The organism is Synergistaceae bacterium, from assembly GCA_012728235.1.
Lineage (GTDB): Bacteria > Synergistota > Synergistia > Synergistales > Synergistaceae > JAAYFL01.
The window spans coordinates 1-14,869 of record JAAYFL010000091.1 but is presented as its reverse complement, the minus strand read 5'-3'; the positions used below and the strand labels follow the sequence as shown (position 1 = coordinate 14,869).

General features: G+C 43.5%; 31 protein-coding genes. All 31 read left to right on the top strand.

The window, feature by feature from the left end; all coding sequences use genetic code 11:
- Positions 1–272, top strand: a 272-nt coding sequence (gene rplW / locus GXZ13_06200; protein NLX75406.1) for a 50S ribosomal protein L23, incomplete at its 5' end; no start/stop codon positions are given.
- A 19-nt stretch (positions 273–291) separates the two neighbouring features.
- Entirely contained in the window at positions 292–1,116 is an 825-nt protein-coding gene (rplB, locus tag GXZ13_06195) for a 50S ribosomal protein L2 (GenBank protein ID NLX75405.1), read from the top strand.
- 24 nt (positions 1,117–1,140) lie between these two features.
- Positions 1,141–1,425, top strand: a complete 285-nt coding sequence (gene rpsS / locus GXZ13_06190; protein NLX75404.1) for a 30S ribosomal protein S19 — start codon at positions 1,141–1,143, stop codon at positions 1,423–1,425.
- A 13-nt stretch (positions 1,426–1,438) separates the two neighbouring features.
- Complete coding sequence (rplV, locus tag GXZ13_06185; protein ID NLX75403.1) at positions 1,439–1,771, top strand: 50S ribosomal protein L22; 333 nt, start codon at positions 1,439–1,441, stop codon at positions 1,769–1,771.
- 14 nt (positions 1,772–1,785) lie between these two features.
- Positions 1,786–2,466 (top strand): 30S ribosomal protein S3, encoded by a 681-nt coding sequence (rpsC, locus tag GXZ13_06180; protein NLX75402.1) that lies wholly within the window; start codon positions 1,786–1,788, stop codon positions 2,464–2,466.
- A gap of 6 nt (positions 2,467–2,472) precedes the next feature.
- Positions 2,473–2,892, top strand: a complete 420-nt coding sequence (gene rplP / locus GXZ13_06175) for a 50S ribosomal protein L16 (protein NLX75401.1) — start codon at positions 2,473–2,475, stop codon at positions 2,890–2,892.
- A 1-nt stretch (position 2,893) separates the two neighbouring features.
- The gene (rpmC, locus tag GXZ13_06170; protein ID NLX75400.1) at positions 2,894–3,109 is read left to right on the top strand and encodes a 50S ribosomal protein L29; all 216 of its coding nucleotides are present in this window, start codon (positions 2,894–2,896) and stop codon (positions 3,107–3,109) included.
- A gap of 6 nt (positions 3,110–3,115) precedes the next feature.
- The gene (gene rpsQ, locus GXZ13_06165) at positions 3,116–3,409 is read left to right on the top strand and encodes a 30S ribosomal protein S17 (GenBank protein NLX75399.1); all 294 of its coding nucleotides are present in this window, start codon (positions 3,116–3,118) and stop codon (positions 3,407–3,409) included.
- Positions 3,410–3,411: 2 nt separating this feature from the next.
- A complete protein-coding gene (gene rplN / locus GXZ13_06160; GenBank protein NLX75398.1) occupies positions 3,412–3,780 on the top strand; it encodes a 50S ribosomal protein L14 in 369 nt (122 codons plus the stop codon).
- 22 nt (positions 3,781–3,802) lie between these two features.
- On the top strand, positions 3,803–4,120 hold the full coding sequence (locus GXZ13_06155; GenBank protein ID NLX75397.1) for a 50S ribosomal protein L24: 318 nt from the start codon (positions 3,803–3,805) through the stop codon (positions 4,118–4,120).
- Between the two features lie 13 nt (positions 4,121–4,133).
- Positions 4,134–4,676, top strand: coding sequence for a 50S ribosomal protein L5 (gene rplE, locus GXZ13_06150; GenBank protein NLX75396.1), 543 nt, complete (start codon positions 4,134–4,136; stop codon positions 4,674–4,676).
- A 14-nt stretch (positions 4,677–4,690) separates the two neighbouring features.
- Positions 4,691–4,876: a type Z 30S ribosomal protein S14 gene (locus tag GXZ13_06145; GenBank protein NLX75395.1), complete on the top strand. Its 186-nt coding sequence runs from the start codon at positions 4,691–4,693 to the stop codon at positions 4,874–4,876.
- Between the two features lie 29 nt (positions 4,877–4,905).
- Positions 4,906–5,310: a 30S ribosomal protein S8 gene (rpsH, locus tag GXZ13_06140; protein NLX75394.1), complete on the top strand. Its 405-nt coding sequence runs from the start codon at positions 4,906–4,908 to the stop codon at positions 5,308–5,310.
- 14 nt (positions 5,311–5,324) lie between these two features.
- On the top strand, positions 5,325–5,867 hold the full coding sequence (gene rplF, locus GXZ13_06135; GenBank protein ID NLX75393.1) for a 50S ribosomal protein L6: 543 nt from the start codon (positions 5,325–5,327) through the stop codon (positions 5,865–5,867).
- Between the two features lie 15 nt (positions 5,868–5,882).
- Complete coding sequence (locus tag GXZ13_06130) at positions 5,883–6,248, top strand: 50S ribosomal protein L18 (GenBank protein NLX75392.1); 366 nt, start codon at positions 5,883–5,885, stop codon at positions 6,246–6,248.
- Positions 6,249–6,274: 26 nt separating this feature from the next.
- Entirely contained in the window at positions 6,275–6,793 is a 519-nt protein-coding gene (gene rpsE / locus GXZ13_06125) for a 30S ribosomal protein S5 (protein ID NLX75391.1), read from the top strand.
- Between the two features lie 12 nt (positions 6,794–6,805).
- Positions 6,806–7,000 (top strand): 50S ribosomal protein L30, encoded by a 195-nt coding sequence (gene rpmD, locus GXZ13_06120; protein NLX75390.1) that lies wholly within the window; start codon positions 6,806–6,808, stop codon positions 6,998–7,000.
- Positions 7,001–7,002: 2 nt separating this feature from the next.
- Positions 7,003–7,449 carry a 50S ribosomal protein L15 gene (gene rplO / locus GXZ13_06115; GenBank protein NLX75389.1) on the top strand — a complete coding sequence of 149 codons (447 nt, stop codon included), beginning with the start codon at positions 7,003–7,005 and terminating at the stop codon, positions 7,447–7,449.
- 1 nt (position 7,450) lies between these two features.
- A complete protein-coding gene (secY, locus tag GXZ13_06110) occupies positions 7,451–8,743 on the top strand; it encodes a preprotein translocase subunit SecY (protein ID NLX75388.1) in 1,293 nt (430 codons plus the stop codon).
- A gap of 16 nt (positions 8,744–8,759) precedes the next feature.
- Positions 8,760–9,407: an adenylate kinase gene (locus tag GXZ13_06105; GenBank protein ID NLX75387.1), complete on the top strand. Its 648-nt coding sequence runs from the start codon at positions 8,760–8,762 to the stop codon at positions 9,405–9,407.
- Positions 9,408–10,178 carry a type I methionyl aminopeptidase gene (gene map / locus GXZ13_06100; GenBank protein NLX75386.1) on the top strand — a complete coding sequence of 257 codons (771 nt, stop codon included), beginning with the start codon at positions 9,408–9,410 and terminating at the stop codon, positions 10,176–10,178. It begins immediately after the preceding gene.
- Positions 10,169–10,480 (top strand): hypothetical protein, encoded by a 312-nt coding sequence (locus GXZ13_06095; GenBank protein ID NLX75385.1) that lies wholly within the window; start codon positions 10,169–10,171, stop codon positions 10,478–10,480. The genes map and GXZ13_06095 overlap by 10 nt, the downstream gene beginning before the upstream one ends.
- On the top strand, positions 10,462–10,680 hold the full coding sequence (gene infA, locus GXZ13_06090) for a translation initiation factor IF-1 (protein NLX75384.1): 219 nt from the start codon (positions 10,462–10,464) through the stop codon (positions 10,678–10,680). The genes GXZ13_06095 and infA overlap by 19 nt, the downstream gene beginning before the upstream one ends.
- 62 nt (positions 10,681–10,742) lie before the next feature.
- On the top strand, positions 10,743–10,868 hold the full coding sequence (gene rpmJ / locus GXZ13_06085; protein NLX75383.1) for a 50S ribosomal protein L36: 126 nt from the start codon (positions 10,743–10,745) through the stop codon (positions 10,866–10,868).
- A 6-nt stretch (positions 10,869–10,874) separates the two neighbouring features.
- Entirely contained in the window at positions 10,875–11,252 is a 378-nt protein-coding gene (rpsM, locus tag GXZ13_06080; protein ID NLX75382.1) for a 30S ribosomal protein S13, read from the top strand.
- 23 nt (positions 11,253–11,275) lie between these two features.
- A complete protein-coding gene (rpsK, locus tag GXZ13_06075; GenBank protein ID NLX75381.1) occupies positions 11,276–11,668 on the top strand; it encodes a 30S ribosomal protein S11 in 393 nt (130 codons plus the stop codon).
- Positions 11,669–11,698: 30 nt separating this feature from the next.
- The gene (gene rpsD, locus GXZ13_06070) at positions 11,699–12,325 is read left to right on the top strand and encodes a 30S ribosomal protein S4 (protein NLX75380.1); all 627 of its coding nucleotides are present in this window, start codon (positions 11,699–11,701) and stop codon (positions 12,323–12,325) included.
- A 23-nt stretch (positions 12,326–12,348) separates the two neighbouring features.
- On the top strand, positions 12,349–13,407 hold the full coding sequence (locus GXZ13_06065) for a DNA-directed RNA polymerase subunit alpha (GenBank protein NLX75379.1): 1,059 nt from the start codon (positions 12,349–12,351) through the stop codon (positions 13,405–13,407).
- Positions 13,408–13,761, top strand: a complete 354-nt coding sequence (gene rplQ / locus GXZ13_06060; GenBank protein NLX75378.1) for a 50S ribosomal protein L17 — start codon at positions 13,408–13,410, stop codon at positions 13,759–13,761.
- A gap of 7 nt (positions 13,762–13,768) precedes the next feature.
- Positions 13,769–14,602, top strand: coding sequence for an ATP-binding cassette domain-containing protein (locus tag GXZ13_06055; protein ID NLX75377.1), 834 nt, complete (start codon positions 13,769–13,771; stop codon positions 14,600–14,602).
- Positions 14,590–14,869, top strand: a 280-nt coding sequence (locus GXZ13_06050) for an ATP-binding cassette domain-containing protein (GenBank protein NLX75376.1), incomplete at its 3' end; no start/stop codon positions are given. The genes GXZ13_06055 and GXZ13_06050, both read left to right, overlap by 13 nt.

Below are 14,869 nucleotides of genomic sequence, written 5' to 3'. Positions count from 1 at the left end.
TAGTTAGACCAATAATCACTGAAAAAACGAGTCGCATGATGGAAATGGGACAGTATGTCTTCGAAGTCCTGCCTAAAACAAACAAGATCGAGATTCGTAAAGCAGTAGAAGAAGTTTTTAACGTGAAAGTTGTTAGAGTAAATACGGTCCAAGTTCGTTCAAAACCGAAGAGGTTGGGTGCCTTTTTGGGTCGTTCTCGTTCCTGGAAAAAAGCTATCGTAACTCTTGCAGCTGGTCAGAAGATAGCATTTTTTGAGGGCGCAAGCGCCTAGGTAGAAAGGGGTAATTTTAATGGGAATTAAGAAATTTCGTCCCACTACGCCCAGCCGCCGCAACATGGCGACGCCCGACTTTTCGGAAATAACGAAGACAAGACCGGAGCGGAGTCTGGTTGTATCACTAAGTCAATCAGCGGGACGTAATAATAACGGACGTATAACAATGCGTCAGCGTGGAGGACGCGGAAGAATTCAGTATCGTATAGTCGACTTCAAACGCAACAAACTCGGTATCCCGGGCAAAGTTGTCTCTATCGAATACGATCCAAATCGTTCAGCTCGCATAGCTTTAATCTCTTACGTTGATGGAGAGAAGCGCTACATACTTGCTCCCGTCGGGCTAAGTGTGGGGGACAGCATATTATCAGGAGAGAACTCTGATATTCGCCCCGGCAATGCTCTTAAGTTAAAGGACATGCCAGTGGGTACTGTTATCCATAATATTGAATTAGAGCCTGGACGTGGCGGAGTTCTTGTGCGTTCAGCAGGAGTTTCAGCACAGCTAATGGCAAAAGAAGGCAAGTATGCTTTTGTCCGTATGCCTAGCGGTGAGCAGAGACTTATCCTGCTTGAGTGTATGGCAACGGTTGGTCAGGTAGGCAACGAAGACCACGAAAACGTTGTTTTCGGAAAGGCTGGCCGTTCACGTTGGCTTGGCATCCGTCCACACATTCGTGCTATAGTACAGAACCCTGTTGACCATCCGATGGGTGGAGGAGAAGGTAAAAGTAAGTCTAATATGCACCCCGTTTCACCTTGGGGTACTCCGGCAAAAGGATACCGTACACGTAAGCGGAAACCTTCGGACAAGTTTATTGTCCGCCGCCGCAAGAAGTAAAACGGTACTGTAGGAGGGATAGATATGGCTCGTTCACTAAAAAAAGGACCCTACGTTGATGCAAAGCTTCTCCGCAGGGTAGAGGATATGAATGATTCAGGGAAAAAGTTAGTAATAAAAAGTTGGGCTCGCAATTCGAGCATAACTCCTGAAATGGTCGGACATACAATTGCTGTACATAATGGCCGAATTCATATACCTGTTTATATCAGCGATAATATGATAGGTCATAAACTCGGAGAATTTGCTCCGACTCGTAAGTTCGGCGGACACGCTGGACAAGAGCGCTCAACAAGGCTAAAAGGATAGGAGGACTACTGGTATGAAAGTTAAAGCGACAGCTCAGCAAGTCCGAATCTCTGCTAATAAAGTTCGCCAAGTACTTGCGCTTATCAGAGGTAAATCTGCATCAGAAGCAATGCTTATACTAAAGTATACTCCGAACAAAGGAGCTCGTTACACCGAAAAAGTTCTCAAAAGTGCAGTAGCAAATGCTGAGCACAACTTCGGTCTTGACATGGACAAGCTCGTTGTGAAAGAGGCAATGGCAGATCAAGCAAGCTACATGAAGCGCTTCCGCCCTGTATCACAGGGACGCGCACATGCTTTTAGACACCATACGTGCCACATATCTGTGGTCGTAGGTGAGAAATAAGGAGGGGTGAAATAGTGGGTCAAAAAATTCACCCGGTAGGTTACAGGCTTGGCGTTATATACGATTGGGAATCTCGTTGGTATGCTGATGGGAAAAAATATCAGGAATATCTTCACAACGATCTGGAACTTAGAAATTGGATTATCAACAGATGGAAAAGCGCGGGCGTAAGCCGCGTAGAGATTGAACGAATCGGCAACGTTATGCGTTTCACGGTTTGGACCGCCCGGCCTGGAGTAGTTATAGGCAAACAAGGGGCCGAGATCCAGACAGTTCGTGAAGAGCTACAGGCAATGACAGGAAACCGGGTCATGATTAATATCCAAGAGATTAAGAATCCAGATGCCGAAGCACAAGTAGTGGCTGAAGGTGTTGCCGCAGCACTAGAGCGTAGAATAAGCTTCCGTCGCGCTATGAAACAGGCAATATTCAGAGCCATGAAAGCTGGAGCAAAGGGTATTAAAGTTCAGTGTTCCGGCCGTCTCGGTGGCGCTGAAATAGCGAGAACCGAGTGGTATCTTGAGGGACAGCTGCCTCTTTCAACATTGAGAGCAGACATAAATTATGGAATCTCAGAAGCTCATACGGTTTATGGAATTATAGGTATAAAAGTTTGGATATATAAGGGAGAAGTTATAGAACGTGCACCTATTTCTATTTCTGAAGAATCTCCTGTTACAAAAGAAAGGGGGTAACACCGGATGCTTTCACCAAAAAGAGTAAAATATCGTAAGCCTCACCTCACAGCACTCCGCGGTTACTCAAAAGGAGCTACGACGGTTGACTTTGGCGAATACGGTCTTCAAGCATGTGAAAATGGTTGGATTTCAGCTCGTCAGATAGAAGCAGTTCGAGTAGCAATAAGCCGTAAAATGAGAAAAGGCGGGAAAATATGGATTAGGCTTTTCCCTGATCGCCCCGTTACTGAAAAACCAATTGAAACACGTATGGGTAAGGGAAAAGGTAATGTTGAATATTGGACTGCCGCAGTAAAACGCGGTCGGGTTATCTTTGAAGTCGCAGGTGTGCCACGCGAAGTTGCAGAAGAAGCATTCCGCACGGCAGCTTTCAAGCTTCCTATCAAAGTAAAATTGTTAGCCCGAGAGGGAGCAGGTGAATAGTATGGATCCCAAGGCACTTAGAGATCTCAGCGTATCTGAGCTAAAAGAAAAACACAAGAAATATAAGGAAGAGCTATTCAACCTCCGGTTCCAGAATGCTATCGGACAGTTGGGCAACTCAGGACGTATTAAAGATGTAAAAAAGACAATAGCTCGTGTGCTCACTGTTATAAGAGAAAAAGAAATTGGAATAGAGCACACAGGAGCAAGGAGGTAGCCGGCAATGGAAGAACGTAGTGTACACCGGAAAGTCCGTACCGGTACAGTCGTGAGCGATAAGATGCAAAAGACTGTAGTAGTAAGTCTTGATCGTATGACAAAACATAAATTGTATGGCAAAAGGGTTCTTCATACTAAAAAGTTTTACGCTCATGATGAAAAGAATGAATGTCGTGTCGGCGATACAGTTCTTATAGGCGAAACACGTCCACTCAGCGCAACCAAATGCTGGGAAGTATTGGAGATAATAAAAAGAGCTCCCGTACTTGACGCCAAACATGAAGAGGAGGAAGTCTAGTTATGATTCAGCTACGTACAGTTTTAAAAGTAGCCGATAATTCTGGCGCAAAAAAAATCCTCTGCATTCAGGTACAGGGCGGTAGTTTTCATAAGTCAGGCACTGTCGGCGACACAATAGTTGGCTCAGTCAGAGAGGCGGCCCCTAACGCACAGATTAAAAAGGGTGACGTTATAAAGGCAGTAATAGTAAGAACAAAAAAAGAAATTCGTCGCAAGGACGGCTCTTACGTACGCTTTGATGACAATGCCGCAGTTGTAATTGATGCAAACGGAGACCCAAAGGGCACACGTATCTTTGGTCCCGTAGCGAGAGAGTTAAGAGAGAAAAAATATATGCGAATAGTATCTCTTGCTCCTGAAGTTGTTTAAGGAGGAACTGGTCATGTCCAAGATGAGAATTAAAAAGGGCGACCGCGTTCGCGTCATTTCCGGGAAAGATGCCGGTAAAGAAGGGAAAATCCTAGCAAGGGATATAAAGAAGGACACAATCATTGTTGAAGGTGTAAATATGATCACAAAGAGCATGCGTCCCACTCAAAAAGATCCCCGTGGTGGACTTGTAAAAAAAGAAGCAGTTCTGCAGGCAAGCAAAGCCATGTTGGTCTGTCCTTCTTGCGGTAAAGCCACACGCGTTGGACGCGCATTTCTTGACAGTGGTAAAAAAGTCCGCATTTGTAAAAAATGCGGCGAAATCATCGATAAGGTTTAAGGGGGGAGCTCATATGACACCGCGTCTTTTGACAAAATACAGTGAAAAAGTTGCCCCTAACTTGAAGGAGCAATTTAAGTATAAGAATGTCATGGAAATTCCCCGTCTGGTTAAAGTAGTTATAAACATAGGTGTAAATGAGGCAAAGCTTGATCAGAAATATATGGATGCATCAATGAACGAGCTCTCAATTATTTCCGGACAGAAACCCATGATGAAAAGAGCAAAGAAATCCATCGCAGGATTTAAACTGCGTGAAGGCATGCCTGTAGCGTGTTCAGTAACACTTAGAGGCAATAGAATGTGGGAATTTGTGGATCGCCTTATAAGTGTTGCACTCCCACGAATCAAAGACCTTCAAGGAATTTCGAAAAAAAGTTTTGATGGCAGAGGCAACTATAATCTTGGTCTAAAAGAACAGCTGCTTTTCCCTGAAATTGACTATGATAAGGTAATTCGTCAGCGTGGAATGAACATTACATTCGTTACGACTGCGAAAACCGACGAGGAAGCCCAAGCTTTATTGACTGAATTGGGCATGCCTTTTGCCCGCTAGGAAGGAGTTAGCTCATGGCCCGTTTAGCTTTGATGAACAAAGCCAAAAAAGAACCTAAATTTAAGGTTAGAAAATATAATCGTTGTCCCATATGCGGTAGACCGCACGGTTATATGCGTAAATTTGACATGTGCCGTTGCTGTTTCCGCCAACTTGCACGCGAGGGGAAAATCCCTGGCGTCGTCAAGTCGAGCTGGTAGCAAGTGGGCTTGGAAGGGAGGATCCTTTAATGAATATCACTGATCCTGTCGCGGATATGCTCACACGCATAAGAAACGCGAATGTTGTATACCATGAAATGGTAGACATGCCTCTAAGTAAGATGCGTCTTGAAATGGCTCGCATCTTAAAAGAGGAAGGTTATATCCGTAACTACAAAACAATTAAAGATTCAAAAAATACGATGCCGTTGCTAAGAGTGGTCATGAATTACGGACCTGCAAAGGAAAGAGTAATTCAGGGACTACGCAGAATTAGCAAACCTGGCCGCCGTATTTATGTAAGCAAAGAGGAACTGCCTAAAGTATTGGGTGGACTCGGAATAGCAATGATATCAACGTCAGCAGGACTTATGACCGATTCTGATGCTCGCAAACGTTCATTGGGCGGCGAAGTCATATGCTACGTCTGGTAATGGAGGTGGCATAGTTGTCAAGAATTGGACAAAAACCTATTGCCCTTCCTAAGGGCGTAGAGCTGAAAATTGATGGTAACAACATTAAAGTAAAAGGCCCCAAAGGAGCTCTAGAAATGAACCTTGTGCCTTTTATAGAAGTAAAAATGGAAGAAGGACAAGTCAATGTAAGCCGTGAGAATAACGTTAAAGAAGTTCGTGCGGCGCATGGAATGACTCGTGCAATCCTAAACAACATGATTGTCGGAGTCAGCGAAGGATTCCAAAAAACTCTTGAAATAATCGGAGTTGGATACCGTGCACAAATGCAGGGGAAGAATCTCGTCCTCTCCCTTGGTCTCTCACATCCTCTTGAGATAACTCCTCCTGAAGGAATCGAAATAGAATGTGATGGTCCGTTAAAGATAATAGTTCGTGGCATTGACAGACAGTTAGTTGGTCAGGTTGCCTCTAATATTCGTGGATACCGCCCCCCCGAGCCATATAAAGGCAAGGGAATTAGGTACAGCGGAGAATATGTAATTCGCAAGGCCGGTAAGGCCGGCGCCAAAAGTTAAGGCGAGGTGAGGACGTTGAATAAAAATCGCAGTCGTAATGAAATGCGGGAGCTCCGCCATCGTCGCTTAAGAAAGGGTATTTTCGGTACAGCTGAGCGGCCCCGTCTTGCGGTCTTTGGAAGCTTAATGCATACATATGCACAGATAATTGATGACACAAAGGGAATGACCCTATTGTCTGCTTCGACAAATGAAGAGACATTTAAAGATTTAAAAGGTACAGGAAACCAGGAAGCTGCTAAGGCAGTTGGCAAGCTCGTCGCAGAGCGCGCTCTGGCTCAAGGTATTAACGAAGTTGTATTTGATCGAGGTGGACATGCCTTCCATGGCAGAGTCAAAGCTTTGGCAGATGCGGCCCGTGAAGCCGGCCTGAAATTTTAATAGGAGGCAGAGAAAACGTGGCGGAAGTGACATTAAAAAATAAATCCTATAACAATAGAGGGAACAAAGGACTTGAGCTTACAGAGCGTATCGTTTCAATAAACCGTGTAAGCAAAGTCGTAAAAGGCGGAAAACGTTTCCGTTTTAGCGTTCTTGTTGTTGTCGGGGATGGTATGGGGCAAGTAGGTATCGGCATAGGCAAAGCCAAGGAAATTTCCGAAGCAATGCGTAAGGGGATTGAAAGAGCCAAGAAAAACCTTGTGAACATTAAACTTCTTGGACACACAATACCTCATCCCATAATCGGAAAGTTCGGAGCTGCTGAAGTGCTTTTGCGCCCGGCATCACCTGGAACCGGAGTTATCGCCGGACCGACCGTGCGTGCAATAGTTGAGCTCGGAGGGATAAAAGATATCATGACGAAAGTCATAGGAAGAACATCCAACCCGATAAACGTATCATACGCTACGATGAATGCGATAGAAAATCTCCGTACACCGGAAGAGATATTCCGTCTTCGTGGCAAAGAGCGCAAGGAAGCCTAGGAGGTAATTATCATGGCTAAACTTTGCATAACTTGGAAGAAAAGCGCGATAGGCCGTCCTTCTCGTCAAGGAAAAATCATAAAGGCACTAGGATTGCGTAAGCTAAACGACACGGTCTATCATGAGGATACTCCTCAGATCCGCGGAATGATAAACTCCGTAGAACATCTGTTGGATTGGTCCCTTGAAGAAAAGGGAGGTAACTAGAAATGAACCTTCATGAACTTTCCCCGGTTCCGGGATCACGCAAAAAGAAAAAACGCATAGGATTCGGTATCGGAAGCGGATATGGTAAGACAGCCGGTAAGGGACATAAAGGGCAGAAATCACGCAAAAGTATTGATATAAAGGCAAACTTTGAAGGAGGCCAGATGCCTCTTGCACGCCGTATCCCAAAGAGAGGTTTCAGCAACTTCCGCTTTGCAAAAAAATATGAGATTGTTAATATTGCAGACTTGGAAGAAAGCTTCGAAGCAGGCACAGAAGTAAATGCCGTAGTACTTTATGCTTTGCGTTTAATCTCTGATGTAAATAGTCCCGTAAAAATACTTGGTACAGGTGAGATAACAAAAAATCTAATCGTCCATGCTAACGCCTACAGCTCAACAGCTGCAAAGAAAATAGAAGCAGCTGGAGGAAAGGCTGAGGTGATATAAATTGCTTAACTCTTTCCGGGACGCCTTTAAAATGCCTAATCTTAAAAGGCAAATACTTTTTACTCTTGCTGCGTTATTTGTTTATCGTCTAGGAGCTCATGTTCCAACTCCCGGCGTTGACGCAGAAGCGCTTGGAAAATTGTTTCAGCAAGGCGGCGTATTAAACTTTTTAGACCTCTTTGCAGGAGGAGCACTGAGCAGATTTAGTATATTTGCACTAGGTGTTACCCCCTACATTAACGCCAGTATTGTCATGCAGCTTATGACAGTAGTAATCCCTGCTCTTGAAAAGATGCAAAAAGAAGGGGAAGAGGGAAGAAAAAGATTAGTACAGTATACACGTGTTGGAACAATATTCTTTGCTCTTGTACAGGCTATCGGAATGACAGGCTGGTTGAGAAGCTTAGGCATCTTTACCGGAAGCTGGTTAGACATAATTTTAGTTGCTGTAACTTTGACAACAGGAGCAGTTGCTGTTATGTGGCTAGGAGAAACCATGACAGATTACGGAATAGGCAATGGAATCTCTCTCCTTATTTTTGCTGGTATTGTTGCCAGGATTCCTGAAGCATTTATTCGTACATTTAAGTTGTTGAAGCTGGGTGAAATGAATATTTTGGTCTTACTGCTTGCAGTTATAATAATGCTTCTTGTAATAGCAGCATGTGTAATGTTACAAGAAGGACAGCGAAGACTACCTGTTCAGTACGCAAAAAGAGTTGTCGGAAATAAAATGTATGGCGGACAAAGCAGTTTTATTCCTTTAAAAATGAATACCGCCAACGTTATTCCAATAATTTTTGCTTCCTCTGTACTTCTTTTCCCTTATACAGTAGCGGGGCTTTTTAAGGGAACTGCAGCGGATACACTTCAGAAAGCATTTAGCCCAAGCAGCATTACTTATAATGTTCTCTATGTAATAATGATTATTTTCTTCTCATATTTTTATACGGCGGTTGTCTTCAAACCTGAAGATATATCGACAAATATGAAGAAAGGTGGCGGCTTTATTTTGGGAATACGTCCCGGCAAGCCGACAACAGAATATATAGAAAAAGTAATGAGCAGAATTACGCTCGGAGGTGCTCTTGCACTAGCGGCAATTGCAGTAATACCTACATTTATGATAAAAATATTGAACATAAAAACATTTTATTTTGGAGGTACGGCTGTAATTATTGCAGTGGGAGTTGCACTGGAAACAGTTCATCAAATAGAAGCACAGCTCTTGATGCGCCACTATGAAGGAATTCTAAAGCGTCGTGGCGGCAAAAGCGGACTGCTTAGACTGTAATGGGAGGCATTCTGATTTGAGAATAATTCTTTTGGGTGCACCCGGAGCGGGAAAAGGAACCCAAGCAAAAAGCATAACGAGTAAGTATCCGATAGCTCATATCTCTACCGGTGATATTCTTAGAGCCAACGTAAAAGAAGCTACAGATCTTGGCAAAAATGCTAAAAGCTATATGGATTCGGGGAAACTTGTTCCGGACGATATCATAATAGCTATGATAGAGAATCGTATTAAGGAAGCTGACTGTAAAGATGGATTCATATTGGACGGATTCCCCCGAACAATATCACAGGCAGAAGCACTTGATACTATGCTTAAAAACCTCGGAGTGAGCTTGGACGTGGTTGTTGAGTTAGAAATAGAAGATGATGTTATCATTAAAAGACTCACAACTCGCAGAAGCTGCAAGTCATGTGGAGAAATATATAACACTCTATTTAACCCTACCAAATTAGAAGGGGTTTGCGATAAGTGTGGCGGAGAAGTTGTCCAAAGAGATGACGATAAGGAAAGCGTCATAAAAAACAGATTATCTGTTTTCTATGAACAGACCGCTCCGCTCATAGAGTATTACAATAAGAAGAAATTATTAGTGACAGTTGATGCAACCGGAGGTAAAGACGTAGTCTTAAAACTCCTTGAAAAAGGGGAATATAAACAGTAAATGATTACATTTAAAAGTGATCGAGATATTGCCAAGATGAGAAGAGCCGGTCTAGTTGTGGCCGACATTCTCAAACTGATGAGAGATATGGTCAAGCCCGGAATAAGCACATTAGAACTCGATGAAGCGGCTGAGCAATTAATTCTGAGAGCGGGTGCGAAACCGGCATTTAAGAACTACAAAGTTCCATTTGTATCAATCCCTTTTCCTGGTACACTCTGTGTGTCTATAAATGAGGAAATTGTTCACGGAATACCGTCAAGTGAACGAATTCTTGAAGAGGGAGATATAGTTAGTATTGATACAGGTGCTTCGATAGAAGGGCATTTTAGTGATGCTGCATGTACTTATGCGGTGGGTTCAATAAGTGAAAGTCGACAGCGGTTGCTCGACGTAACTTTACAATCACTTCATAAGGGAATGGAAGCAGTCAGACCCGGAGCAACAATCGGAGACATTGGCCATGCAGTAGAAAACGTAGCTATTTCGGCCGGATACGGACTTGTAAGAGACTATGCCGGACATGGGATAGGACGAAAGCTACACGAAGCTCCTCAGATTCCAAACTTTGGGGAACCTGGTACAGGCGTTACTCTCAAAGAAAGAATGACTATTTGTGTCGAACCGATGCTTATGTCAGGAGCCGAGGATGTCGCAACTCTCCCTGATCAGTGGACAGTAGTTACAGTTGACGGAAGTGATGCAGCTCACTTTGAAAACAGCCTTCTTGTAACTGAAAACGGTGTTGAGATACTTACGCCATGGGAGTAACATCCAACACGTTCTATGATTGTTTTGCTATTTGTAATAAAATCGAATCATATGGCGTGATGAATATAGACACATTGGTTGCTGCGTTTACAAAAGAAGATACATTTAAAAATTTTCACTTAGAAGAAAAAAAACGCTTTTGTACTACGCAAACGGATCGCGAAGCTGTGACCAAGAGCATTGCCTGCGCTAACTTTCTGAACAACTTCTGCTCAAGGCAGAGAGGCACAGCTACCTTAAATAGAAGCGATATATCTTGCAGACAGGAAGTTGAGGCTACTACATGGGCAAAGAAGAATTAATAGAAGTAAAGGTTATGGTAGTAGAGCCGTTGCCAAACGCCATGTTCCGAGTAGAACTGGAAAACGGTCACAAAATATTGGCTCATGTCTCGGGTAAAATGCGTATGCATTTCATAAAAATAATACCCGGCGACCGTGTGCTTTTACAACTTTCGCCGTACGATTTAACCCGTGGGCGAATCACATACAGATATAAGTAACCAGCAATCAGATTTATTTCTGATTTTAGAGACAAAGATTAATCAAGGAGGTCTACACATAAATGAAAGTAAGACCGTCAGTGAAACCTATTTGTGAGTATTGTAGAATTATCAAACGCCATGGTGTTGTACGGGTAATTTGTAGCAAAAATCCCCGTCATAAACAGCGCCAAGGAGCAAGGAGGTAACAGGATATGGCTCGTTTAGCCGGTGTTGACTTGCCGCGCGACAAAAGAATTGAGGTGGCCCTCACGTACATATTCGGAGTTGGTCCCGTTGTCGCGAAGCAAATCATAGAGGCAACTGGAATTAATCCCGATACGAGGGTTAAAGACCTTACTGAAGGTGAAGAACAGAAATTGCGCGTTGAACTTGAGAACAACCATGCAGTGGAAGGCGATTTGCGTCGTGAAATAGCGATGAACATTAAACGTCTTACTGATGTAGGTTGCTACCGTGGTCTTAGACATCGCCAGGGACTCCCTGTTCGAGGACAGAAGACAAAGACAAACGCCCGCACATCAAAAGGCCCAAGAAAGGCCGTTGCAGGCAAGAAAAAAGTAACGAAGTAATCTAACAGGGGAGGGAATTATTGGTGGCTAAGCGTGTACAACGATCTCGTAAACGTAAAGAGAAAAAGAACGTAAGTTATGGTGTTGCTCATGTGTTTTCAACATTTAACAACACAATAGTGACACTTACAGACAAACAAGGAAATGCACTATCTTGGGCTTCAGGTGGAAACGTGGGTTTTAAGTGCGCACGTAAATCTACACCTTACGCAGCACAGATGTCTGCTGCAGAGGCAGCAAAAGTTGCTCAAGACCATGGTGTAGTTGAGATAGACGTAATAGTTAAAGGACCCGGACCGGGCCGTGAATCTGCAATTCGATCGCTCCAGGCGGCCGGGCTACAGGTAAACGTGATAGGTGATGCTACTCCGATTCCACATAATGGATGCCGTCCTCCAAAACGGCGCCGCGTGTAGCATTTTGTTTAAAGGAGGGAACTAATAAGTATGAGCAGATACACAGGACCTGTTTGCCGCCTTTGTCGTGCAGAAGGTACAAAGCTCTTTTTAAAAGGAGATCGCTGTTATACGGCAAAATGTGCTTTTACAAAGCGTAATGCAAGACCGGGACAGCACGGAACTCGTCGAACGAAGATGAGTGTTTATGGTCTTCACCTAAGAGAAAAGCAGAAACTTCGTCGTTTTTACTCTCTCAACGAAACTCAGTTTGCGTTGCTTTATAAGAGAGCAGAAAAAATGGCCGGACAGTCTGGTCACAACTTCCTACAGCTTCTGGAACGCCGCATAGACAATATTGTCTATCGTCTTGGCTTTGCAGTAAGCCGTAGCCAGGCTCGTCAGCTCGTTCGCCACGGACATTTCTTGGTAAACGGCAAAAGACTTGATATTCCTAGCGCACTTCTTAGCGTCAACGACGTTATTACCGTAGGTGAAAGCAGCAAGGATATCAATTTAATCAAAGAAAACGTGGAAGCTTCAGCTGCCAGAACAATTCCAGGATGGCTTAGCGTCAATCCTGAAAAGATGTCCGGTACTGTTGTCTCTATTCCAATTCGCGACCAGATCGATGTTCCTGTTGATGAACAGCTTGTCGTTGAATTCTATGCCCGTTAGGGAAACGAAAGGTGGAGGAGAATATGGAGCATGATCGCCATGAGATCATAGTACAAGAATCCACCCCATCGTACGGAAAAATAACCATTGAACCTCTTGAAAGAGGTTATGGAGTAACATTGGGCAACTCTCTTCGTAGAGTTTTGCTCTCTTCCATCAGTGGTGCTGCGATTCTTGCGGTACGTATTGAAGGGGTTCTCCATGAGTTTAGCACTGTCCCAGGTGTCAAAGAGGACGTGATTGAGCTCCTGGTTAATTTGAAACATGTTCCCGTACGTAGCCACACAAATTCTGTGACAACCTTGCGCCTCGAAGCGGAAGGACCAAAAGTCATTACTGCTGCAGACATATCACCGGATAGTGAAATAGAATTCCCAGATCCGGAAGCTTATATTTGTGAGATAGCAGCAGGACATTCTATTGCTATGGATATTTATGTAGGAACAGGAACAGGATATGCACCAATTGACCGTCCCAGAGCATCATTCTTACCGATTGATGCCTTGCAGGCAGATGCACTTTTCTCTCCTGTTCAACGAGTGAAGTACAACATAAGCGATAAACGCATGGGGCAGAGAACAGACTATGACAGTTTAACGTTAGAAGTGTGGACCAACGGAGCAGTTTCTCCGGAATCCGCTATTATAGAAGCGAGCAGAGTTCTCAAGAGTTACTATGTTTCTGTTGTTGACACATTGGCAGGGCCGGGTAGCAGTGCTCTTGATGAAATCATCAAGGGAGAGGACTCAGCAAGTGCAACTTTAGATACTGGTTACGACAAACAGCCAGGCATAGTTGGTTTCCCGATGGGAGAAAACTCAATCTATGCCAGACCTGTAAGAGACCTTGAGCTCTCGGTCCGTAGTGAAAACTGCCTTCTTCGAGGAGAAGTTCGTGTGATTGGAGAACTTGTAGCCAGAACCAGAGAAGATCTTCTAAAGATTCGTAATCTTGGTAAGATATCTCTTGCAGAAATCGAAAGCAAACTGGCCAAGTTTGACCTTCATCTCAGCGGAGACACAGACTCTTCGTTGAATGAATCTATTGACTCAGGCGAACAGAATCAAAAGGAGGATAATTAAATGAGGCACCGAGTAGCAAATAGAAAATTGGGACGCTATTCTTCCCATAGATTAGCAATGCTTGCCAATATGTCTTCCAGTCTTTTTCTTGAGGGCAGCATAGTTACAACTGTATCTAAAGCTAAAGAATTACGTAAGGTGGCAGAGAAACTAATCACAAGAGCAAAATCGGGAGAAGTCAACGATCGTCGTATTGTTATGGCTCGTATGCCACATAAAGAAGCTGTAGCCAAACTCTTTAATGAGCTTGGCCCTAAGTATGCCGACCGTAACGGAGGCTATACTAGAATAGTTAAGCTTGGAGCACGTTTAGGCGATGCTTCTGAGATGGCGGTAATACAGTTAGTAGATTAGGTTAATAATGAAAACAGGTATTCCCTTTTCTCTCAAGGGTGCGGAATTCCGGTATCCAGATGAGGCAGAGAACACACTCTTCCCTTTGGATCTGGAAATCCGCCCCGGCGAGTGGGTTGCCGTTTTAGGACCCAACGGGTCAGGCAAAACCACTTTGTTGAAAATGCTTAACGCCCTGCTTGTTCCAACGCAGGGTCTTTGTTTTGTTGACGGAGTAGACTCTTCTGATCTGAACCTTACTGGTTCAATAAGGGAGAAAGTCTCAATGGTATTCCAAAATCCAGAAGATCAAATCGTAGCAGCTATAGTTGAAGAAGATGTTGCATTTGGGCCGGAAAACTTAGGGTTGGAGCCGGAAGATATACGTATTCGCGTAAGGGATGCCCTTACAACGGCGAACCTTTGGGAGAAACGTACTCTGCCAATTTCTTCCTTATCAGGGGGACAAAAACAGCGTCTTGCACTCGCCGGCATTTTCGCAATGAAGCCAAAGGCACTGCTTTTAGATGAAGCTTTATCAATGTTGGATCCCTATTCAAAAAAAGAAATAATTAAATTAATAATAAATGAGCATAAAAGTGGAATAACTATCGTGCAAGTTACGCATGATTTGGATGAAATCTTATTCGCAGATAGAGTGATTGTAATGGAAAATGGGGAAATAACTTGTGATGAGTCTATAAATGAATTTCTTAGAAGATCCAAAGAAAACTTACATGAAATGAAATTAAAAAAACCGGACATATCAATACTTCGTGAACTATTAATAAATAAGAAAATAATACCCGAAAACACAAAATCGGATATTGATTCAATAAATAAGGCATTATGTCTATTGTAGTCAAAGAACTATACCATACTTACAATTTGGGTTTGCCCACTGAAGTGACAGCTCTTTCAGGAGTTTCAATGAGCACAGAGCGTGGAGAAATTGTTTCTGTAGTCGGTTTAATGGGAAGCGGCAAATCAACCTTAGCCCAACATTTAAACGGTCTTCTATTTGCGCAGAAAGGGTCCGTATCAGTAGATAATTGTGAAATAACAGCAAAATCCGTATTTACCAATGAAGTACGCCGGAAAGTGGGCTATGTTTTTCAATATCCTGAAC